Raw genomic sequence first — 21753 nt, forward strand, 5'->3', positions numbered from 1 at the left:
ATCCTGCTTCCCGGGCGGGCCGGATCGAAGCGCAGGAAACAGGCGCGGCCGGCGGTTGATCTTCCCAAATTCCGAATCGTGGGTCGGCGGGCGAGGTTCGCCAGCCTGACCGTTGCGCGCATCCGGATCAGGCGATGGAGCAAGCCCCGATGGGGGCGATCCGGATCAGGTGTAGTAAACCGCAATTCTCCGCCCATCGATATCGCGGATGTCCACGTCCATATCGTAGACTTCACGGATTGCCTCGCGTGTCATGATCTCATCCGGAGAACCATGTCGGATGAGGACACCGTCGCGCATGGCAACGATGTAGTCAGAGTAGCAGGAGGCGAAGTTGATATCGTGGAGGACGAGCACGATCGTCTTCTCGAGATTGTCGGCGGCCTGCCGCAGCAGCTTCATCATGCCGACGGCGTGCCTCATGTCGAGGTTGTTCAGCGGCTCGTCGAAGAGGACATAGTCCGTATCCTGGCAGAGCACCATGGCCACGTAGGCGCGCTGCCGCTGCCCGCCTGACAATTCGTCGAGAAAACGGTCGGCGAGCGCCTCGAGACCAAGGAATCCGATTGCCTTGTCCGCCTGACTGCGGTCCTCCGCCGTGAGACGGCCCTTCGAATACGGATACCGGCCGAATTCGACCAGATCCCTGACGGTCAGCCGCGAACCGATCCGGTAGTCCTGCCTGAGGATGGACAGACGCTTCGCCAGGACGTCAGACGGCGTCTTGGTGACGTCGAGCCCGTCGACCGTCACCGTTCCGGCCGTCATGGGCGTAAGGCGGCTGATCATCGACAGGAGCGTGGATTTGCCGGCGCCGTTGGACCCGATGATGGACGTGATGCCACGACGCGGGATCTGCAGCGACACATCGCGCACGACGATGGTATCGGCATAGGCCTTGCGAATGTTGGAAATTTCGATCAACGGGCAGTTCCTCTGATCAGCAGGGCGAGGAAGACGATCCCGCCCACGAACTCGATGACGATGCTCAGAGCCGTATCGAAAGCGAAAACCCGTTCGAGGATGAGCTGGCCCCCGACGAGACAGGCAATGGCCAACAGCACTGCGACGGGCAGCACGAAGCGGTGCTTGTGCGTTCCGGCCAGCTGATAAGCGAGGTTTGCGACAAGCAGCCCGAAGAAGGTCACCGGCCCCACCAGGGCGGTGGACACCGAGACGAGAACCGACACCAGTATGAGGACGGTGGTGACCGCCCGGTTGTGGTTGACGCCGAGATTGATGGATGTCTCCCGGCCGAGGGCCAGCACGTCGTAAACACCCATGAGCCGCCACCCGATGATCGACACGATCAGGATCACGCCTGTGGCGACGGCAAGGAGATCGCTCTCGACGCTGTTGAAGCTCGCAAACAGGCGATCCTGCAGCAGGACGAATTCGTTCGGATCGATGATCCGCTGCATGAAGCTCGAAAGGCTGCGAAACAGCACGCCGAAGACGATGCCCACCAGAACGAGCAGATGGAGACTGCGGCTCCCGCCGGAGAACAGCCAGCGATAGAGCGCGCTGGAGAATGCCATCATTGCGGCCACTTCGAAGGCAAACAGGAGGCGCGGATCCAGCATTGTCAAGCGGGCGGATCCGATGGTGAAGATCAGCCCCGTCTGGATGAGGATGTAGAGCGCGTCGAAACCCATGATCGAGGGCGTCAGGATCCGGTTGTGGCTCACCGTCTGAAACAGGACGGTCGAGACCGCGATGGCATGGGCCACCAGGACCATGGATAGAACTTTCGTACCGCGGAAGGGCAGAATGAAGTCCCAGCGCCCCCTGGCGTTCAGCGTCATGAAAAGCACGATGACACCCGCTGCGACGGCAGCCAGGATCAGGAGAACACGGATCGGCGCTCTGTTCTCACGCAAGACGTTCGCGCCCCTTGAGCAGGAGGAGCAGGAACAGGGCGCTACCGACAATTCCCATGATTGTCCCGATGGGAATTTCGTAGGGGTAGTACACCACGCGCCCGACGATGTCGCACACCAGGACGAGACCGGCTCCCAGCATGGCGATCCATGGCAGGGAGCGGCGCATGTTGTCACCCATCAGAAGGCTGACCACGTTCGGGACGACCAGACCGAGAAACGGCAGCATGCCGACGGTGACCACGATGGTGGCCGTCACCATCGCAACGATGACGAGGCCGAATGATACGACGCTCCGGTAGCGCAGACCGAGATTGGTGGCGAAGTCGCGCCCCATGCCGGCGAGGGTGAGCCTGTCGGCGGCGAGATAGGCCAGAAGGGTGAGGGCAAAGGCGATCCAAAGCAGCTCGTAACGGCCGCGCAGAACGCCTGAGAAGTCTCCGGTCGTCCAGGCGTTCAGGGATTGCAGCAGATCGAACCGGTAGGCGATGAAATTGGCAATTGCGCCGATGATGCCACCCAGCATGATGCCGACCAGCGGCACGGTCAGCACGGAGCGGAGAGGCACGAGCCTCAGGATGCGCAGGAACAAGGCGGTTCCTGCCAGAGCGAAGCCCGCGGCGACCAGCATCTTGACGATGACCGAAGCTTCTGGAGCAAACAGCGTGACGATGAGGAGACCGAGACTCGCGGACTCGACGGTTCCTGCGGTGGAGGGCTCCACGAACCGGTTGCGGGTCAGCATCTGCATGATTGTCCCGGCAACCGCCATGGCTGTTCCGGCCAGGATGAGGGCGAGCGTGCGGGGGATCCGGGAGATCAGGAGGATTTGAGCGGCATACTGCCCCTCCTGGGGCGAAAGGAGCGCAGCCAGCGACAGATCGCCGGCGCCGATCAGGAGGCTGATCAACGCCAGAACGGTAATTGTGATTGCTGCGAGAAGAAGGTGTTTCACGGGCATTCGGGAGCGCCGGCGGGGCGCGTCCAATCGGGATTAAACGGCAAAACGGATCACCCGCAGGTGATCCGCGATTCGCAATGCCCTGACGGGCAAGCCTGTTCAAGCTTATTTCTTGGCGAGCGCTTTTGCGATCTGGTCCACGCTGGCCTGCATGGCCGTCAGTCCACCGCCGATGAGGTACCAGTTGACAGGGTCGAGGTAGACGACCTGATTGTTCTTCCAGGCCGTGGTTTGTGCGACGAGTTCGTTGTCCAGCACCTTCCTGGCGGCGCCGTCGCCCTGGCCCGTAGCCGCGTCCCGATCGATCACGAAGAGCCAGTCGGGGTTCGTCTTGAGAATGAACTCCGCATTTACGGCTTGGCCGTGGCTCGTGGTGGCAAGTCCCTCGACGGCTGGGACGATCCCGAAGTCGCTATGCAGCAGCCCGAACCGTGAGCCCGGCCCATAGGCGCTCATCTTGCCGCCGGTCGTGAGAACGAGAAGACCCTTGCCGGCTTTTGACGCCTCCTGCCGGAGGGCGGCCACAGACTCTTCGAACCTCGCGAATTGTGCATTCGCCTCAGCCTGCTTGTCGAAGATCCTGCCGAGCAGCTGAACGTTGCGCTTGACGCTTCCAACATAGTCCTTGGGGTCGACCGTCATATCGATCGTCAGGGCAATCTTCGCCAGATCCTCGTATTTCGCGCTGGAACGGCCTCCGACGATAATCAGGTCCGGCTCGGCGGCATTGACGGCTTCGTAGTCCGGCTCGAACAGGGTTCCAACCTTCTCGTACTTGTCCGACCCGTACTTCGCGAGGTACTCCGGAAAGCGTGCCGTGGGCACACCGGCAACCTCGACGCCGAGCGCATTCAGCGTGTCGAGGGACGCGAGATCGAATGCGAGAACCTTCTTGGGCTTCAGCGGGACCGTCGCCTCGCCTTTTGCGTGCTGGACCTTGAGATCCTGCGCGTGAACGCTCGCGGGCAGGGCGCCGAACGCGAGCACGCCGGCAAGAATGGCGGCAAGGGAGTGGGGAAGGCGGGCAGCGAAATTCATCATGATGGTGCTCTCCAGGAATGTGTTCAGTCGCCGGCGTGAGAGGGGTCAGTCGTCGACATGGTCATGGCCGCCGATGCGCCCAGGGCGCCAGTAGCCTTCTGATGAGATCTGGTCGCGGGTGAGCCCCCGCGCGATGAGGGTATGCCGCTGGCGTCGGACATTGCTCGTCTCGCCGATGATGTAGGCGTGACCTTTGCCCGGGGGCAGAGGGAAGCTCTGTACCACCTCGTTCATGAGCTCGCTTGGGCCGGCGGGTGCGCCATTGCGATGCACCCAGGTGACGGTCGCATCGGCTTGCGTTTTCAAGGCAACCTCGCCGTTCCTGTCGCCAACTTCGATGTAGACGAATGCCTTGGCGCCCTCCGGCATGGTCTCAAGAATGTGGGCGATGGCCGGGATGCAGGTTTCGTCTCCGGTCAGGAGGTGCCAATCCGCGTCCGGGCGCAGCGTGGTGCCGCCGCGTGGACCTTTCACCTCGATCGTATCGCCGGGCTTCGCCTGTTTCGCCCAGGTGGGAGCCGGCGTGTCGCCGTGGAGCACGAAATCGACGCTGATCGTCCCTGCCGAACGGTCCATGTTGCGGATCGTGTAGTCCCTGCGTCCCGTTCCTCCCTCCGGCAGGGGGACCATCATGACGATGGCCTGTCCCGGCTCGTAGGCGAATTCATCGATATCCTCCGCCGTCAGAACGACGCGGCGCATGTTGGGCGGCACGTCGAAACCGGCGACAACCTGGAATGTCCAGCTCCGCAGCTGGGGGCGCCGGCGCGGCGGCTCGTGAAGATCTGGCTTGCTGTCGTATGTCATGCTTATCCTTGCCTGCTGCGACCGGCATTCGGAACCGGGAGGTGAGGGGGAGGCGGATCAAAAATTCGCCGACATGCTCACCCAAAGGCGACGTCCCTCGACGACCGTGTTGTAATCGGTGGGTTCGATCTCTTTGTCGAAGACGTTGTAGACGGCGGCATTCAGGGTCAGCCGTTCCGTAAAGTCGTAGGACAGGCCGACATCCATCGTGGCGTACGCGTCGTACTTGCGGCCGGAGACGCCGTTGATGACCACCGGCGTGCCGTTGGTCCCGATCCGAGCGCCACCCACGATCTCGGAGCCGTGATAATTCACCGCGGCCCACGTCGCCAGGCCGGAGACGGGGGTGATCCAATCCAGGCGCGCATTGGCCATGTGCTTGGGAGTGCGGGCGAGTGGGAAGCCGGCGTAGTCGCCGGTCTTCTGCTCGGAATCCGTAAACGTGTAGCTGCCGCGGAACGAGATCGTATCGGTCGCGCGCCATGTGGCAGCCAGTTCGACGCCCTGGATGACCGCATCGTCGATGTTGTAGCTGTACCAGAGCCGGTAGTTCGGGTCCTCCGACCAGCGTACCGGGTTTCCGGCATCGTCCAGCACCAGCGCATTGCTGATCTTGTTCTTGAAGTCCGTATAGAAATACGTCGCACTGGCCGTGAACCCGTCGAGGTTGTCCCACACGGCGCCGATTTCGTAGCTCGTGCTCGTTTCCGCCCGTAGGTTCTCGTTGGCAATGATGACGCCGCAGGTTCCGTTGGGACCGTACGAGCAGCCGCCGCCGCCGGTCGTGTAGGCATAACCTGGCGCAATCTGGCGGATTTCAGGGGCGCGAAAGCCCGTGGATACACCGCCCTTCACGGTCAAGTTCTCGGTTGCGTGCCAAACGCCGTAGCTGCGCGGGCTGTAGTGAGAACCATAGATCTCGTGGTGATCCATGCGCAGGCCGTTCGTGATCGTGAATGTGTCGGTGAGGCGCCATTCATCCTCTGCGAAGAGGGCCCACTGGTTGATCTCGAACTTCTCGTCAATGCCGGTTCGGCGACCGGGATTCTGGTCCGTGAGCATAGCATTGAACCACTGACCTCCGGTCACCAGGGTATGCGTCCCAAACAGGCTGTAGGGAGTCGTGAATTTGCCGTCGACGACCGTATTCCTAATCTCGGGCGAACGCCGGTTCTTCTCGAAGAGAAAGGTTCGTGGACTCTCCGCATAGGCTCGCCGCTCAGCCCATTCCTGCATGATGGAGAAGTTCGAGGTCGTGGGTCCCCACCGGCCCTCATGGGTCAGCGACCAGTACTTCCGGTCGTTGTCATTGTAGGTGTCGTTGCCGGTTGGCTCGAGCGTGCGCCATTTCGAGGCGGACCGGCGGATGCGGGTGAAGCCGCTTTCCAGCATCAGGTCATGGTTCTCGTTGGGCGTGAACGTCAGGCGCCCTGCGATGTTGCCCTCGCGTGCCCCGGTGATGCCGCTCAGGATGTCGTCCTCGCCGCGGCCATAGCCACGGCCCCAGAGCTGGAGTCCCAGCATCCGGTGGATCAGCGGACCGCTCGTGTAGAAGGAGCCTTGAGCTGAATTCCCAAAATAATCGTGCTGCTGGAGCGTGCCGTCCGTGGTGACCGTCCCGCGCCAAGTGTCGGATACCTTGCGCGTGATGATATTGATCACGCCTCCCATGGCATCGGAGCCGTAGAGGGACGACATCGGACCGCGCACAACTTCGATACGCTCGATGGCGGCGACGGGAGGGATGAAGCTCTGCTCGAAACCCGAGCTGCCGTTTGTGCGAGCGTCGCGGGTGTTCTGACGCTTTCCGTCGACAAGGATCAGGGTGTAGGTTCCGGGGAGGCCGCGAATGAAGATGTCTTTCTCGTTGGCGACCCCCGTCACGGCGACGCCCTGGACCTCCCTCAAGGCGTCCGTCAGGTCGCGGAAGGAGCCCTTCTCGAGCTCTTCGCGGGTGATGACCGAAATGCTCGCCGGGGCATCCTTGACGCTCTGCTCGAAACCTGCGGCGGTGACGACGATTTGATCCAGCGCTATCACATCTCCGTCAGTGGCGACCGGGCTGCCATCCACCGTTTGGGCAATCGCGCCCGAGCTGACGAGCAGCGCCGCCGACAGGCTGGTGCAAGCGAGGAACCCGAGCATCCGGCTCGTTTTCGCTCTCCGTGTACGTCCAATGCCCATATCCCGCCGAACAGAAACGCAAAGTCTCGCCATTTGCCCCAAACCCATCAGAAGTCCAAGTGATGGCAGCTACTAGTTACTGCTGAAGAACAGGGTCAACGGATATGTTTGAGAGTCATTCTGAGTTCAGGAAAACGCAATTTATAATAGCTCTAAAATACTTGCCGCGGCTTGAAAGACTTCTCGGAATGGGGAATAGGCGGTGTACACCGATATTGGCAAAGGACTGCCCGGTCGTCGCGAACCGGCTTTTGAAACGTAGCAATTTTGACTTCGCCGCCACATGAACCTGGTTTGAAACTCGGGCGCCTCCGGCTCCTCCTGGCGCTGGATGCGCTGCTCATGGAAGGAAGCGTCAGCCGTGCCGCCGAGCGGCTCGAGATGAGCGTTCCGGCGATGAGCAGGCTCCTCGGGCAGATCCGGGAGATCTATGACGATCCGATCTTCACGCGCTCGGCCCGGCGCCTGATCCCGACACCTTTTGCGGAATCCATGCGCCAAAGACTGCGTGCCCTGGCGGCAGAGGCGGAGGCGCTCGCGCGGCCGCAAAGGAGGGCGTCCGACGGCATCACGCTCGATCCCACGGCTTGGTCGGGAACGCCCGTCATCGAAGCCGCCCCATTGGCCGCACGACGGAGCATCTTACTCGAGGGCGAACCTTTCCCGGAGGCCTTCGCGCTCAAGCTCGCGACTCTCGGAAAAGCGGAGGATGCCCAGAAACGGCTGGCCACGTACATCGCAACGGTGGGCGCAGGGATCGGGAACAGCCGCCCTCTCACCACGGGCGAGGCGGAGGATGCGTTCTCTACCATTCTCGGAGGTGGAGCGGATCCGATCCAGATCGGGGCACTTCTTTCCGTTATCAATTTCAGAGGAGAGACCGCCGCCGAGCTTGCCGGCTTCGTTCGAGCAGCCCGCACCCACATCAAGGACCCAGATGCGGAGGCGACCCTTCCCATCGATCTCGACTGGCCTGCCTATATCTCTCCGAAATCCCGCAGAATGCCCTGGTTCCTGCAGGCAGCGTTGCTTTTGGCACAGGCGGGCCACAAAATTCTCCTGCACGGGCTGGATGGCGGCAGCGGTACGAGAGGCAAGTTCACGTCCGCTGCGAAAGCGATCGGTATCCCGGTTTGCACGAACATCGCATCTGCGGCCTCTGCCATCTCCGAGCACGGTATAGCGTACCTGCCCGTCGCGGGGATGTCGTCCCAACTCCATCGGCTGCACATGCTGTATGGGCTGTTCGAGACGCGCTCGCCGGTCAATTCCCTGATGCCGCTGCTCAATCCGTTTGACGCGCCTTCGATCATGATGGGCGTGGTGCGCCCGGCCTATCGCGAACTGCACTGCGATGCGGGCAGGCTCCTCGGATGCAGAAACCTGACCGTCTTGGCAGGAAGCCGCGACGCTGCCGAGGCGACGCCATTCCGCTCAAGTACACTTCTTCGCTTGGTCGATGGACGAGCGGAGAACCTCTTCGTGCCCGCTATGCCGGAACCGATGCCATATCCGCTTACGGGGATGACAAGCCTCGATTACTGGCGCGGCGTCTGGACGGGAGCGGTGCCGGATGAGCGCGCCACGGAAATCATCAATGCCACTGCAAGTACCGCGCTCCTTACTCTGAGCGGTGGGAATGAAGATCGCCTCGAGGAGTGCCGAACAACGGCACGAAATCTCTGGAAAGCGCGGAGAACGGACCTCCTGCCGGCGCTGTCCCAACTCGGATGAGGTTGTCTGACGAGAACAGTCATCCTACCGTGTCAACTCCAGGAGGTCCGGTCATGTGCCGACATCTCCGTCCGGCATCACGGCTCGAGCCGCTCCAGGTGCCCGTAAGGAGTTCATCGATGGCAATGACAGAGTCTCAGAACTCGGACAGGGGCCTGACCGCGCCGTCGGTGACACGAAACCGCGATCCGATCCTCGCTGTCCTGCGTCGGATTCTTCCTCGGGCCGGAACCGTTCTGGAGATTGCCAGCGGGACGGGTGAGCATGCCGTCTATTTCGCTGCGGCGCTGCCGCACCTGAAATGGCAGCCAAGCGATTGTGAGGAGCAGGCCCTGAGCAGTATCGCGGCCCATCGGGCCGCTTCCGGGCTGCCCAATCTTCTTGCTCCACTGACGCTCGATGCCTCGTCGCCGGAATGGACCGTGGAGCGGGTGGACGCCCTCGTGGCGATCAATATGGTCCACATCTCGCCCTGGCGGGCGACGCAGGGGCTGATGGCCGGGGCAGGGCGCGTGCTGACCCCAGGCGGTGTGCTGTATCTCTACGGTGCCTACAAGGAGAACGGCGCCCATTCCGCTCCAAGCAACGAAGCTTTCGACAGCGACCTCAAACGCCGAAATCCGGAATGGGGCGTTCGCGACCTCGAAGAGGTGACGGAGCTCGCCCGAGCCCACGGGCTGGTGCTCGCCGAGCGCATTTCTATGCCTGCCAACAATCTTAGCCTCATCTTTCGCCGATAGGAGCCCGCGTCCCGCAACAATCCCGGGCCAGCCCGGTTCCGCACCGTTCAGGCTGGAACCGCTCGTGCCCAGCTTCCGTTGGTAACGGACTTTCACCACGGGAGCGACGTTATGGATCTCTGGCATCTGATCACGAACGACCATGCCAACATTGCAGAATTATGTGGGGAGATCCCCCGTGCCCTGCCGGACGGCGGCGTCAGGAGCCGGGACCGGCTGTTTAGCGAGTTGCATGACGAACTCCGGCGGCACATGGAGGCGGAAGAGGAAAGTCTCTACGATGCGCTCGAGGACCACGACCGTACGGAACACCTCATCGCCGAGCTTGAGCACGAGCACGAGGAAATCGAGAGGCGGCTCGGTGAGCTCGCCCGCGTTCACGACAAGGGCAGCCGTGACTGGACCATGAGATTCCGGGATTTGGCTGCCCTGATCGAGGAGCACTTCCATCGTGAGGAGCATGAACTTTTTCCCGCCGCGCGCGAACTCCTGCATGACGAGCAGGTTCACGATATCCGCCATGAGTTCATAGAGGAGAAGGCCGAAGCGTTGCGCGGTGGGTATTACGGCTGGGCTTCGCCCTCGTCCGGCATTCTCCTGGGAGCGATGGCCGGGGCGGCTGCGGGGGCGCTCGTTTTCGCAGCATGGCGCAGAGGCTCGTTCGGCGCCATCGGCGCACCGGATCTGGCACGGCGGCTTGGAGCCAGGGTCCCGCTGTTGAACAGGTTCTCGAATCTCTTCGGTCAAGGCGACAGACTCACGCGGAGATACGGCCCTGATGTTCTGCAGGATGTTGCCGAGCGAACCCGGACGCCGGTCCATGATGTCTCGTCCCGCCTGAGCATCCCCATCGGGACGACTTTTGCCGTCGTCGCCGGCCTCGAGCGGCAAGGGCTCGTGCGTTCCATCAGGCAGCAGGGACCGGCACGCGAGCGGGTGGTGGCAATCACCACGCGCGGGCGGGAGAAGGCGCAAGGGTGACCGAACCGATCTTCCGGCAAGGGCACCAGGCGCCGCGGCGTGCGATGAGCGTCTTCGCGGCTTCGTCGCCCAGGCACGGCGGAAGAGGGGCGGACGGTTGAAGGATAGGTCTCAGGCAGCCGCGCAGTCTTGCAGATGCAGGTAGGTGGTATCGAACTCACCTGCCTGCATGAGTCCCTCCCAGTTGAGAATGGTCAGGATCCCGCCGTCCCAGGCCACGAGATCCTCTCCCCTGAGCTCCTGCAGGGTGCGGTTGATGTGAACGGTCGAGAGACCGAGGGCATCTCCCATTTCAGCCTGGGAAAGCGGCAGCGGAATGCTGTTGCTTCCTGCCAGACCGATCACCTTCAGCCGCATGAAAAGCTCGCACAGAAGATGCGCCAAACGGGTTCTGGCCGAGCGGCGGCCGATCCCGAGCATCCACTCCCTGAAGATCGCCGCATCGATGAGGGTGTCCCGCCAGAACACCTCTGCCAGGCGGGGATGTTGACGGAACAGCTCACGCAGGTGCTCGTGCTGGATGAAGGCGATCTTGCAGGGCGTCAGGGTCCCCAGCGAATGGTCCATCGTTTTCAGGTGTAGGCTCTGCAGATCGGGAATGTCGCCTGGCGTATGAAACGCAAAGATCTGTCGCTTGCCCTTCTCGGTAAGCTTGTACCGGCAGGCGAAGCCCTCCAGGATCAGGCAGCACTGAATGGGCCGATCGCCCTCCCTCACGACGTCTTGGTCGGCTCTGAATTCCTGCACACGCAAGGGTAGTCCCAAAAGCGCCTGCCTCTCTTCAGGTGAGAGATCCGTAATGCTCTCCAACTTGAGCACAAGCGGGAAGGGAGGGGGAGACTGGAGTGACGCCATCGAGTTGGTTTCCGTGATGGGCTCCCTTCACACGGAGGTAAATAGCTGTCTTTATACTGGGTTAATTGGTTCTTTCGGATCGGCCGGATCTCCGTCGCTACCCACTTATGTCCAAGATCTCCAAGGATCGAATAACGTATAACATTAACCCATGTTTATGCGGGCCGGTCAGCTCACGCAGTATCGGTACAGCCTCAGATCTGCGCGTAAACACCGTACAATGGAATACGATGCTTTCCGGCGCGCACCTGTTTCTCTTGCTATCGAGTTCATGGGAGGATCGCAGGCATTTGCCGGCCTGCGGCCGAGACTTGGATCAATCTCAGTCCTTCATCGACGGACCGGCTCCGAGGCGAGCTGACGGATGGGGAGGGACAGGCGGCGGGCGCTGGGCGACCGGTGAGCAGGGGCGCAGACTTGCCGACGCTAAGCCGGGCCGTGCGGGAGCTCGGCTGCTAATCGTCACCCTGTGACCTGCGCCTCGATGGCATGGCTCTTCTGGACGTCGGGCACTGCGGTCGGGCGACGTCTTGCGACATCGAACACGTCGCCGGAGCTCAGCACGTGCAGGCGAACATCGTACATCGACAACGACCGTTCGGGTTCGGCTTCCGCGATGTTGGAATGGGTGACCCCGGCACCGTCGACGACATAGACGCAGCCATTCCCGATGACATCGAAGCGTTCGTCCTCGAACACGAGGGCAGTATCCTCGTCGATGCCGATCCCGAGTTCGCGCGGGTTGTGCGCCACGGCCCCGAACAGGCGCCCGAACCGTCCCCGCTCGGCGAAATGCTGGTCGATGATCATGTTGCGGACCAGGCCGAGGCCCGGTGCCATGTGCAGATCTCCGATCTTGTAGGACTCTCCGCTCGTGCCCTTCACCAGCATGGTTTCGCTCATCACCGATGCGCCCGCCGACGTCCCCGCAAGGAGTCCTCCGCGCTCGTGGATTTCGCGCACCCGCTGCTCGATGGGTGTATCGCCGATCTGGCTGGAGATCCGCAGCTGGTCGCCGCCTGAGAAGAACACGCCGGCAGTTCCTTCGAAGAGGCTCAGCTTGTCCGGATCGAGGGTTTCGGCGCGATCCTTCACATAAAGCTCCACCAGGTCGGTCACGCCGAGGTCGGCGAACGCCTTCTGATAAGCGTCGAAATAGCCTTCGGGCTCGTGCGATGCGACGGTGGCGATGACGAGCCGGCCACCGTTCAGATGCTTGGCAACCTCGCGCAGGATGGTGCGCTCCCCCACCTTGTCCTCTCCGCCGCCGATGATGATCAGAGGGCCCTTGGAATTCGTGCTCGTGCGGTTCTTCATGGTCCCGATTGGTCTCCTCGACCAGCTGCCTTTCGTCGGCGACTGCATTGGAAAGGCGGGTCGGCTGTGCGGCTGCCTGCCCGTCCGGACGGACGAGGAAGGCGGCCGCACCCGCCCGTCGTCAGGCGCTCCTCTTCCACGATGCCGATTGCTCATCCGCCCTGTCGATTTCGACCTCGAAACGGGACGTCGGCGGAATCCGGAAGTCGAGCACCTGCTGCCACATGGCTTCGACATCGGTCGGCGTGAGCACCACGAGATCGCCCGGCTGTGCCATCCTGAGACACAGTTCGGCCGCCTCGTCTTCCTCCAGGATGCGGCTGATCCGCTGCTCCGGAAAACCTGCCGACAATGCACCTTCCGCCAGCAGAGCAACGATCTCGCCGGGCCTGCGCCCGCGGCGAGCCGGATCCTCGCGGAAGATGATCTCGTCGAAGTACCGCGTAGCCAGAGCTCCCATCTCGCGCATGTCGTCGTCACGCCGGTCGCCGGGAATGTTGATCATGCCGATCACGCGCCTGTGGCGCGGGCGCATCTTCAAGATGAGGTCGCCCAATGCCTGCAGGCCGGCCGGATTATGAGCATAATCGAGGATGACGCGGAAGCCGTGACCATCGAAGACGTTGAGGCGACCGGGGCTGTGCTCGAACGAGGTCGTGTAGGTCGACAGGGCCATGCGAATGATGTTGACCGGGACGCCTTGGGCATAAGCCATGGCCACGGCCCCCAAGGCGTTCTGCACGTTGAACTCCGCGAGCCCGTCGAGAGTCGCCGGGATCTCGGAGGCCCGCATCAGCTGGATGCTGTCGCCGTCCTCGTGAATCACGATTTCACCGCCGTTCCCACGCCCGGGCTCACGTACGACCGCGAAGCCGCCGTCTTCGATATGCTCGCGCAGAAAATCCGGCATGTCGGCCCCGCCACGCAGGGAAAAATACCCGATCCGGCCACCGGCCCGCCGGCGCATGCCGACCGTCATCGGATCGTCGGCATTGAGTATGCTGGTGCCGTTCCGGTGCACCGCCTCGACAACGACCGACTTGACCCAGGCAAGGTCCTCGATCGTGTCGATGCCCTTGAGGCCAAGATGATCCGGCTGAATGTTCGTCACCAAGCCGACGTCGCACTCGGTAAAGCCGAGGCCCTCGCGCAGGATGCCGCCGCGCGCGGTCTCCAGCACCGCCACGTCCACGGTCGGATCCTTGAGGATGACGCGGGCGCTCCAGGGGCCCGAAGCATCCGCCTCCACGATCCTGTCGCCGTTCACGTAAATGCCCGTCGTCGAGGTGAGGCCGACGTTCAATCCGTTGGCGCGCAGGATATGGCCGACCATGCGTGCCGTGGTGGACTTGCCGTTGGTGCCCGTGATTGCAAGGACCGGGATGCGGGTCGGAGCTCCCCGGGGGAACAACATGTCGACGACGGGCCGCGCCACGTTGCGCGGCCGTCCTTCTGAGGGCTGCAGATGCATTCGGAACCCGGGGGCCGCATTGACCTCGATAATTCCGCCGCCTGTCTCGCGCACCGAACGGGTGATATCCGGCGCGATGAAGTCGATCCCGGCGACGTCGAGGCCTATGGCACGGGCGGCCCGCCGGGCGATCAGCGCATTGTCAGGGTGAATGTCATCGGTACGGTCGACGGCCGTGCCGCCGGTGGAGAGGTTCGCCGTGTCGCACAGGTAAACGACTTGGCCGAGCTCGGGCACGCTCCCTGGTGTCAGGCCCGCCTTCGCCAGCACTCCGCAGGCATGGTCGCCGACCGTGATCCGAGTCATGACGTTCTCGTGGCCCTCGCCGCGGCGGGGGTCCTGGTTCACTTCCTCCACGAGAGCGGCAATGCTGCGCCTGCCGTCGCCCACCACATGGGCCGGGACGCGCTCCGCGACGGCGACGACTTCGCCGTTCACGACGAGAATCCGATGATCCCGGCCTGTGAAGCAGCTTTCGACGATCACGCGCCTGCTGTGCCGCGCCGCTTCCTCGAACGCCTGCGTGACGGCCTCGGGCGTCGTGAGATCGATGCTGACACCTCTCCCGTGATTGCCGTCGAGGGGTTTGACGACAACCGGATAGCCGATCCGTTCAGCGGCACGAACCGCATCGACGGCACTCCGCACGACATCGCCTCTCGGAACGGGAAGGCCCGCATCCGAGAGAATTGCTTTGGTAAGATTCTTGTCGCTGGCCGCATCGGTGGAGATGGAGGGAGTCAGGCTCGTGATGCTGGCACGAATGCGTTTCTGGTGCCGGCCCGTACCGAGCTGGACGAGGCTCTGGTCGTCGAGGCGTATGACGGGAATCCCCCGGCGCTCAGCCTCCAGCACGAGCGACTGCGTCGTCGGACCGAGTGCCTTGCGGCGGTGGACATACTTGAGTGCCTTGAGGGCGGATTGCAGATCGAAGCCGCCCTGCAGTGCAGGCTCATCCTCGTCCCTGTAAATCCGATCAAGCCCCCGCACGCCCTGAAGCTCTGGCGGCAACAGCGAGTCCACGAGCTGGAGAGCGAGCCGGCCCGCAAGCAAACCTGTGTCCTCCTCCTGGTAGGAATACATGACATTGTAGACGCCGGGCTCCCCCCGGACGGACCGAGTCTTGCCGCGGGTTACGCGGATGCCGGTCAGGGATTGGAGTTCGATGGCGACATGCTCGGCGACGTGGCCCAACCAGGTGCCTTCCTCCAGACGTCGTACGAAGCCTCCGGGCTCGTGGAAGGAGCAGCCGTGCTGGTGCAGCCCGGGCAGGAAAGCCAGGAGCCGCTCCGTGAAGCCGGGGAGGAGATTGGAAGGCCATTGCTCCAACGCGCCGAGATCCAGTTTGAACCGGATCATCGGGGTCAGGCTGTAGAGATGGGCGCCGCGATAGACACCCCGTTCAACCACATTCATCGGACTCGTCGACGCCTCGCCTGGCGATCTGTAGGTGTCATCCTTTTGCTTGTGCCCCTGCTGCAGGACCACGGCTTCTCCAGAGCCTGCCAGCGACTGAAGATCATCGCCCATGTATCTGAACTCCTGGCCGAACCTTAAGAAGGCGGCGGCGCGAAACGTAGACCGCCGTCTTTTTAAACTTGATGTTGAATGATTAAGAGCGGTTAGAGAGAGCCTCGGGGCTGCTTAATTCATGAGCAGCTCTTGTTGTTCCATGGACCAATTCAGAATACGGGTGCCTGTCGGCCAAGATTAACACAGGTTATTGTTGGTCCGATATTGATCTGAATTAGACCAAGTCTGCGCCAATTGCGGATGCTATGGAGGAAGATTATGCCCAGCCTGTCCCCTGAACCGGCCGATCCTGCCGGGCGATAACGGCGCGATCTTGGCCTCGAGCTGTTCACAAGCGCATTCATCGTCGGCGGAGGTCCCGACTGCGTGTCAATCTGCCTCGGACGAATTCAGCGACAGATCCGATGGAAGATCGCGCCGTAGACAGGACCGGGTGAATGAAAGCCCATGCAGGCGAGGAAATGCTATCGGCTCTCACCGGTTGCGTTTGGTGCGCTGCTTGAGCATCAACGTTAGCGACGACACTGCAGAATTCCGTTGAGGATAGCCGGCAAATCCGGCTCCCCTAGATGTCCTTTCCTCACCCGAGCTTCCGGGAGCCCAAGTCTTGAGTTTGCTGACGCGTCTATACCTGCTGGTGGTCCTCGCCGCGGCGCCCGCTTTCGGCCTGGTGCTCTACAATGACTGGCAACTGCGCCAAGCGGCCGAGGCGCAAGTCGAGGCCAACGCCCTGCGCTACTCCCGGCTCGTCTCGGGCGAACTCGACCGCATCTTCGCCGCCGTCCGGAGCACCCTTGGGGCCGCCGCAAAGGCTCCCGCCGTGCAGAGTCTGCGGGGCGAGGAGTGTACCCAGTACCTCTCGAATCTGGCGGCGAGTCACCCCAATCTCTCCCGGCTGGGAGTGATCCGGGTCGATGGGCAGGGCGCCTGCGGGCTCAACATCCGTGTCGATCCGGCTGCCACTCCAAGCCTGCGTGCCGCTCTCGGAACCTCGGACAGCTACCTTGGAGAATACACCGTCGGCCGCGGGAGTTCGGTGCCGATCCTCCCATTCGCCGAGCGTATCGAGGACGCCAACGGGAAACCGGTCGGGGTCGTTGCCTCCGGTCTGCGGCTCGACTGGCTGGGCGCCTACTTCGTCGAGAAGGCAAAGGAGTTTCCACCGGCAACGTCGATCACGATCGTCGACCGCAATGGCACCATTCTGGTCCGTCTGCCCAACCGGGATCGTGAGGGCACCTCTCTGTCTCGCTATCCTGAACTGCGGGCCGAACGCGGTGGGACCCTGCGGTCGCAGGCCGCCCACACGGCAGATGGAGTCGCGCGGATCCTGGGCTTCACGGCCATTCCGGAGGCCCCGGAGGGCGTGGGCGTGGCCGTCGGGCTCTCGCAGGATGTCGCCCTGGAGCCGATCCGTCAGACCACCCGCCGAAATCTCGTGTTGATCGCTCTCACGGCTATCGTCGCCATGAGCGCCGCCTGGCTCGGCGGACGGAGATTCCTTCAAAACCCGATCCGCAGCCTCGTAGATGCCGCAGAGCGGCTTCGGGCCGGCGACCTCACGTCCCGGACACCGCTCGAAGGCAAGGGCTCTGAGCTGGCCAGACTCGGGTCCGCCTTCAATGCCATGGCATCCGAACTGGCTGCACGCGATGAGGAGCGCAACAAGGCGGCCCAGGCCTTACGGGATAGCGAGGAGCGCCTGCTGATCGCTCAGGATGCAGCCCGTATCGGTGTCTGGGAATGGGACCTCGCCGCAAACCAGATCAGCTGGTCGCGGCAGATGTATGAGCTGTTTGGCCTGGATCCCGAGAGCGCCGCGTCCGACCCGTATGGGGCTTGGCTGCGGATCCTCCACCCGGAGGATCGCGAGGAAACCGATCGTACGACAAAGGGCCACAGCGCACGTCCGGGGCCGTTCACCAACGAGTTCCGGATCGTCGCTCCAAACGGCGCAGTTCGTTGGATCCTGGTCCGGGGCCGGACCATACCGGGCGAGAATGGAACTCCCCGCCGCATGGTCGGGGCCAATCTCGATATCACGGAGATCAAGGAGCAGGAGATTCGCGAGACGTTTCTCCTGACCCTTGCCGACCGCATTCGCGACGTCGGCAGGCCGGGCGAGCTCCTGCGGACGGTCGCCGAACTTCTCGGCCTTCACCTGAAGGTGTCCTGCGTCGGATACAGCGAGATCAACGAAGGGGAGGTGTGGGCGACCGTCCTTACAGCTTGGCGCCCCGAGGGTGTCCAGGAGAGCCGTCAGCGGTATCGCACCGATGCATTCGGAGATGCCTTCGTCGAACTCAAGATGGGGCGGACCTTTGTCGTCGACGACGCTCGCACCGATCACCGGACGAAGTCCGCGGTGCAGGTCTATGAGAGCATCGGGGCGATCGGCTCGATCACTGTTCCCCTCGTGCGCGATGGGCGGCTCAGGGGTTTCCTGTTCGTGCACCAGGCTACGCCCCGGCGCTGGACACCCAGCGAGCGCGAATTGTGCGAGGAGGTTGCCGAGAGAACCTGGAGCGCGCTGGAGCGCGTGCGGGCCGACGCCCGGCGGCGGTTGCTGATCAACGAGCTGAACCACCGGGTCAAGAACACTTTGGCGACCGTTCAGTCGATAGCGGCGCAGGCATTCCGAGCAAACGATTGGCGGCCGGAGGTGCGTGAGGCCTTCGAAGCGCGCCTGATCGCTCTGTCCAAGGCGCACGATGTTCTCACGCGTGAGAGTTGGGACGGGGCAGACCTCCGCGAGATCGTCGCTCAAGCCACCGCGCCATTCAGCTCGATCGGCCATGCCCGGTTCACGGTCGAGGGTCCGCCTGTCCGCCTCTCTCCGTCCGTAGCGCTCTCGCTGGCAATGACCTTGCACGAGCTGTTGACGAACGCGGTCAAGTATGGGGCGCTCTCGGTTGCCGAGGGGCGGGTTGCGATCGTCTGGTCTGTGGACGAGACGCCAGAGAGCGTCCGCTTGAAGCTGACGTGGCAGGAGAGTGGCGGTCCTGCGGTTTCCGAGCCTCAGCAGAAAGGGTTCGGCTCGCGTCTCATCGAACGGAGCCTGACACGCGAGCACGGCGGGGAGGTAAGGATTACGTATCCGGCACCGGGGCTTGCCTGCGAGATCGTCATCACGCTCCCGTCCGAGGGGACTGCTCCGGGGACTGCTCCAGGTCACGGAGCGGGGTCGGACACCGGAGATGTTCGGCGCATTGCCGGCTGAGCCGCCACAGCCAGCGAGCTCCGTCACGGCTCCGGTTCCCATGGGCCCTGTACAGGATCACCCTCGGGTGTCGCGCTCGACGGCCGTGAGGACGTGACGGGCGACCAGTTCGGAGGACTGGGGATTCTGTCCCGTGATCAGATTGCGGTCCTGAACCGCGAAGGGCTGCCAATCCGGCCCCCGCTCGAAACGGCAGCCAAGCTCCTTGAGCCGGTCCTCCAGCAGAAAGGGCACCACCGTCGTCAGGCCGACGGCCTCCTCCTCGGTGTTCGTGAAGGCGCTCACACGAAGGCCTTCGACGATGGGGCGGCCATCCTGCCGCTTGGCCTGCACGAGCCCCGCCGGTCCGTGGCAGACCGCGGCAACGACCTTGCCCTGGTCGAACATGGTCCCGATGAGGCGGGCGAGCGTCTCGTCATTGGCGGCATCCCACATCGGTCCGTGCCCGCCCGGCAGGAAGACTGCGTCGAAGGAGGCTGCATCAACGCTGCCGAGGGCAGGGGAATTGCGGGCCAGTTGCATGACCTGCTCGTCCGCGAGGAAGCGGTGCACGGAGGCCGGTACCTCCTGCTGTTCCTCCGGTTTCTCGCCTGGCCCTTCGCCGGCCTCCGCAGGCAGACTGCGCGGGTCCCACGGGATCGCTCCGCCCTTGATGGAGACGAGAGTGATTTCCGCGCCTCCGTCGAGCAGGGTGTAATAGGGGGTGGCAAGTTCCTCCAGCCAGACACCGGTTCGGTGGCCGGCGGATCCCAACCGGTCGTGCGAGGTGGCGACGATGAGCACTTTGGGGGCAGGCATGTCTCTTCTCCGGGGTGAGGCCCTTCGCCGTCAACTCGGAGCAGCCGGATCGGTTCTTGCCGACTGCGGGAAAGTGCTGCGCCCGGACGGACGTGACCTGATGCGCCACGGGACCGCATGGCGCTCCTTTCCCGAGGACCGATTGCATGAGCACCTTGCTCGGATGCAGTCCGGGCCTATAAAAAGTCAGGCTCTTCCTGTCCCGTTTCGACCCGGCCAGCGGGTGGGCTCCTCGGTCGAAGCGGTGCTGTCGGATATGTTACAAAATTCAAGGGACCTCAATGCCATTGGTCAAGACGTCCGAACTTGCGGGCAAGGGCAACTCACGTCCGACGGGCGATGAAGCCGCCGCTTCCAGCGTGTCTCCTGTTCCCGCGAAGGGAGCGGCGTCCCAGCGGCGGGCCTTCGAGCGTGTCAGAGCTCGGCAGCAGAAGGCGGCGGAGCGCATCGGCGCTGCCACGGAGGAGCTGGCCAGCGGGGTTGCCGAGGCCTCGTCTGCGGCGGAGGAGCTACGGCGCTCGATGGAGCAGATCGCCAGCGGAGCCGAGGAGGCCGCAGGCGCCTCTCAGCAGTCGCTGACGGCTATCGTGAGCCTGGGCAATTCGTTTGCGGAGGCCAGGCGGCATGCTGAGGCCGCACGCACGAAGACCGCTGGACTTCAGACCCTTCTGATCGAGACCGGAGCCCAGATCGACGCGTCTGTCGCCACCGTGGAGGGTAACGCCACGCGCCTGAAAGCCATGGTCGACATCGTCTCGCTCCTCGACCGGCAGGCCGCCAATATCGGGGAGATCACCACTGTGGTTGGCGATATCTCCGACCAGACCAACCTTCTTGCTCTCAATGCGGCCATCGAGGCTGCCCGAGCCGGGGAGAACGGACGCGGCTTTGCCGTCGTTGCCGACGAGGTGCGGGCTCTCGCCGGCACCTCCGAGAAAAGCGCACAGGATATCCAGACCCTCGCGGAGGGTATCGTCAGCGAGGTTCGCTCGGTTGCGGAGAGGATCCGGACGGCGGCGGACACCGCGTCCGGCGAGGCCCAGATCGGCCGCAATGTGGTTGCGGCCCTGGACAAGATCCGAACCGACGTCGCCCTCCTGGCCGAGGGCAGCCAGTCCATCCTTGTGGCCGCCGTCGAGGCCGAGGCTGCCATCCGCGAGGCGCAGCGTGGAGCGGAGCAGGTGGCCAGTGCGGCCGAGGAACAGGCGGCAGCGGCAGCCGAGGCGCAACGGGCCGTCCAGCAGCAGAGCGCATCTCTCGATCAGAGCCAGCAGACCGCTCAGGCCTTGGCCGCTCTTGCGGACGATCTGCAGGCGAGCACGGCGGGAGCGTCCACCGCCGAGCAGGTCGGATCGGCGGCAGAGGAGTTGTCGGCAGCGATTCAGGAGCTCTCGGGCGCCGCAGGCGAAATCATGACCGCCGTCGACCAGATCAGCCGCGGGGCACAGATGCAGGCTGCGGCCACCCAGCAGGCCAATACAGCGATGGAGCAGATCGAGCGGGCAACCAGCGCCTCCCGGGACGTGGCCGGCGCAGCAGTTGACCGCGTCGAGACCCTTGCCGGCGACCTGAGGGACAATCGCACCGCGACGATGCGGCTGGTCACAGGCTTGGAGGAGGCACGGAAGGAGACCGGAGCCATCATTGGATTGATGGGCGGGCTGGACGAGTCCAGCCGGCGCATCGAGAAGATCGTCGACGGGATCGCCCTGGTGGCTGTCCAGACGAACATGCTGGCCGTGAGCGGCTCCATCGAAGCGGCGCGGGCCGGCGAGGCGGGGCGCGGCTTTGCGATTGTTTCGAGCGATATTCGCAATCTCGCGCGAGATGCCTCCGAGAATGCCGACCGTATCAAGGACGTCGTTCGCCAGATCCGTGACCAGATCACGATCGTTCGTCGCGACCTGGAGCAGAATGCCGCGATCGTCGAGGCGGAGGTCGGCAAGAATGCGTTGATAGCCGAGAGGTTCGGGGTGCTGGAGGTCGACGTCGAAGAGATCCGGCGGGGCAGCGCCGCCATCCTGTCGGGGTCGGACACGATCCTGGCATCCGTGCGCGAAGTCCGGCTGGGCACGCAGCAGGTCGCAGCCGTCGCCGAGCAGGCAGGAAGCGCAGCGGCGCAGGCCGCGACCGCAGCGCGACAGCAGGCACGAGGAGCCGAGGATCTGGCAGCCGCCATCGAGGAGATTGCCTCCTTGGCGGACGAACTCCAGATGGCGGAGTCGTAAGAT

Annotated in this window: 15 protein-coding genes; 5 read left to right on the forward strand and 10 right to left on the reverse strand. The window is 63.4% G+C overall.

Features of this window, described 5'->3' with window-relative positions:
* Positions 1–165 precede the first annotated feature (165 nt).
* From ACFOYU_RS10450 to ACFOYU_RS10475, 6 genes are all read right to left on the reverse strand, one after another.
* A complete protein-coding gene (locus ACFOYU_RS10450; protein WP_226742212.1) occupies positions 166–924 on the reverse strand; it encodes an ABC transporter ATP-binding protein in 759 nt (252 codons plus the stop codon).
* Entirely contained in the window at positions 921–1880 is a 960-nt protein-coding gene (locus ACFOYU_RS10455; protein ID WP_377033471.1) for an iron chelate uptake ABC transporter family permease subunit, read from the reverse strand. Before ACFOYU_RS10455 ends, ACFOYU_RS10450 begins: the two co-directional genes overlap by 4 nt.
* Positions 1873–2835 carry an ABC transporter permease gene (locus ACFOYU_RS10460; protein ID WP_377033491.1) on the reverse strand — a complete coding sequence of 321 codons (963 nt, stop codon included), beginning with the start codon at positions 2833–2835 and terminating at the stop codon, positions 1873–1875. The genes ACFOYU_RS10455 and ACFOYU_RS10460 overlap by 8 nt, the downstream gene beginning before the upstream one ends.
* A gap of 111 nt (positions 2836–2946) precedes the next feature.
* Positions 2947–3879, reverse strand: a complete 933-nt coding sequence (locus ACFOYU_RS10465; RefSeq protein ID WP_377033492.1) for a siderophore ABC transporter substrate-binding protein — start codon at positions 3877–3879, stop codon at positions 2947–2949.
* 48 nt (positions 3880–3927) lie between these two features.
* The gene (locus tag ACFOYU_RS10470; protein ID WP_377033472.1) at positions 3928–4689 is read right to left on the reverse strand and encodes a siderophore-interacting protein; all 762 of its coding nucleotides are present in this window, start codon (positions 4687–4689) and stop codon (positions 3928–3930) included.
* 57 nt (positions 4690–4746) lie between these two features.
* Positions 4747–6834: a TonB-dependent receptor domain-containing protein gene (locus ACFOYU_RS10475; RefSeq protein ID WP_377033473.1), complete on the reverse strand. Its 2088-nt coding sequence runs from the start codon at positions 6832–6834 to the stop codon at positions 4747–4749.
* A 333-nt stretch (positions 6835–7167) separates the two neighbouring features.
* On the opposite strand from ACFOYU_RS10475, the gene ACFOYU_RS10480 reads away from it, so the two are divergent.
* From ACFOYU_RS10480 to ACFOYU_RS10490, 3 genes are all read left to right on the forward strand, one after another.
* The gene (locus tag ACFOYU_RS10480) at positions 7168–8607 is read left to right on the forward strand and encodes a glycosyl transferase family protein (RefSeq protein WP_377033474.1); all 1440 of its coding nucleotides are present in this window, start codon (positions 7168–7170) and stop codon (positions 8605–8607) included.
* Positions 8608–8732: 125 nt separating this feature from the next.
* Positions 8733–9347, forward strand: a complete 615-nt coding sequence (locus ACFOYU_RS10485; protein ID WP_377033493.1) for a DUF938 domain-containing protein — start codon at positions 8733–8735, stop codon at positions 9345–9347.
* 111 nt (positions 9348–9458) lie between these two features.
* The gene (locus tag ACFOYU_RS10490; RefSeq protein ID WP_377033475.1) at positions 9459–10328 is read left to right on the forward strand and encodes a hemerythrin domain-containing protein; all 870 of its coding nucleotides are present in this window, start codon (positions 9459–9461) and stop codon (positions 10326–10328) included.
* A gap of 111 nt (positions 10329–10439) precedes the next feature.
* On the opposite strand, the gene ACFOYU_RS10495 is transcribed toward ACFOYU_RS10490, so the two are convergent.
* From ACFOYU_RS10495 to cphA, 3 genes are all read right to left on the reverse strand, one after another.
* Positions 10440–11075, reverse strand: a complete 636-nt coding sequence (locus ACFOYU_RS10495) for a Crp/Fnr family transcriptional regulator (protein WP_377033476.1) — start codon at positions 11073–11075, stop codon at positions 10440–10442.
* Between the two features lie 570 nt (positions 11076–11645).
* Positions 11646–12500 (reverse strand): cyanophycinase, encoded by an 855-nt coding sequence (locus tag ACFOYU_RS10500; RefSeq protein ID WP_226742220.1) that lies wholly within the window; start codon positions 12498–12500, stop codon positions 11646–11648.
* Between the two features lie 121 nt (positions 12501–12621).
* The gene (gene cphA / locus ACFOYU_RS10505; RefSeq protein WP_377033477.1) at positions 12622–15501 is read right to left on the reverse strand and encodes a cyanophycin synthetase; all 2880 of its coding nucleotides are present in this window, start codon (positions 15499–15501) and stop codon (positions 12622–12624) included.
* A 610-nt stretch (positions 15502–16111) separates the two neighbouring features.
* On the opposite strand from cphA, the gene ACFOYU_RS10510 reads away from it, so the two are divergent.
* Entirely contained in the window at positions 16112–18724 is a 2613-nt protein-coding gene (locus ACFOYU_RS10510; RefSeq protein WP_377033478.1) for an HWE histidine kinase domain-containing protein, read from the forward strand.
* A 57-nt stretch (positions 18725–18781) separates the two neighbouring features.
* Here ACFOYU_RS10510 and ACFOYU_RS10515 read toward each other — a convergent pair whose 3' ends face one another.
* Positions 18782–19522 (reverse strand): type 1 glutamine amidotransferase domain-containing protein, encoded by a 741-nt coding sequence (locus tag ACFOYU_RS10515; RefSeq protein ID WP_377033479.1) that lies wholly within the window; start codon positions 19520–19522, stop codon positions 18782–18784.
* A 281-nt stretch (positions 19523–19803) separates the two neighbouring features.
* Between ACFOYU_RS10515 and ACFOYU_RS10520 the strand changes: the two genes are divergently transcribed.
* Positions 19804–21750: a methyl-accepting chemotaxis protein gene (locus ACFOYU_RS10520; RefSeq protein WP_377033480.1), complete on the forward strand. Its 1947-nt coding sequence runs from the start codon at positions 19804–19806 to the stop codon at positions 21748–21750.
* Positions 21751–21753: the final 3 nt, after the last annotated feature.

The sequence above is a fragment of the Microvirga sp. GCM10011540 genome (assembly GCF_042650665.1).
GTDB classification, from domain to species: domain Bacteria; phylum Pseudomonadota; class Alphaproteobacteria; order Rhizobiales; family Beijerinckiaceae; genus Microvirga; species Microvirga lenta.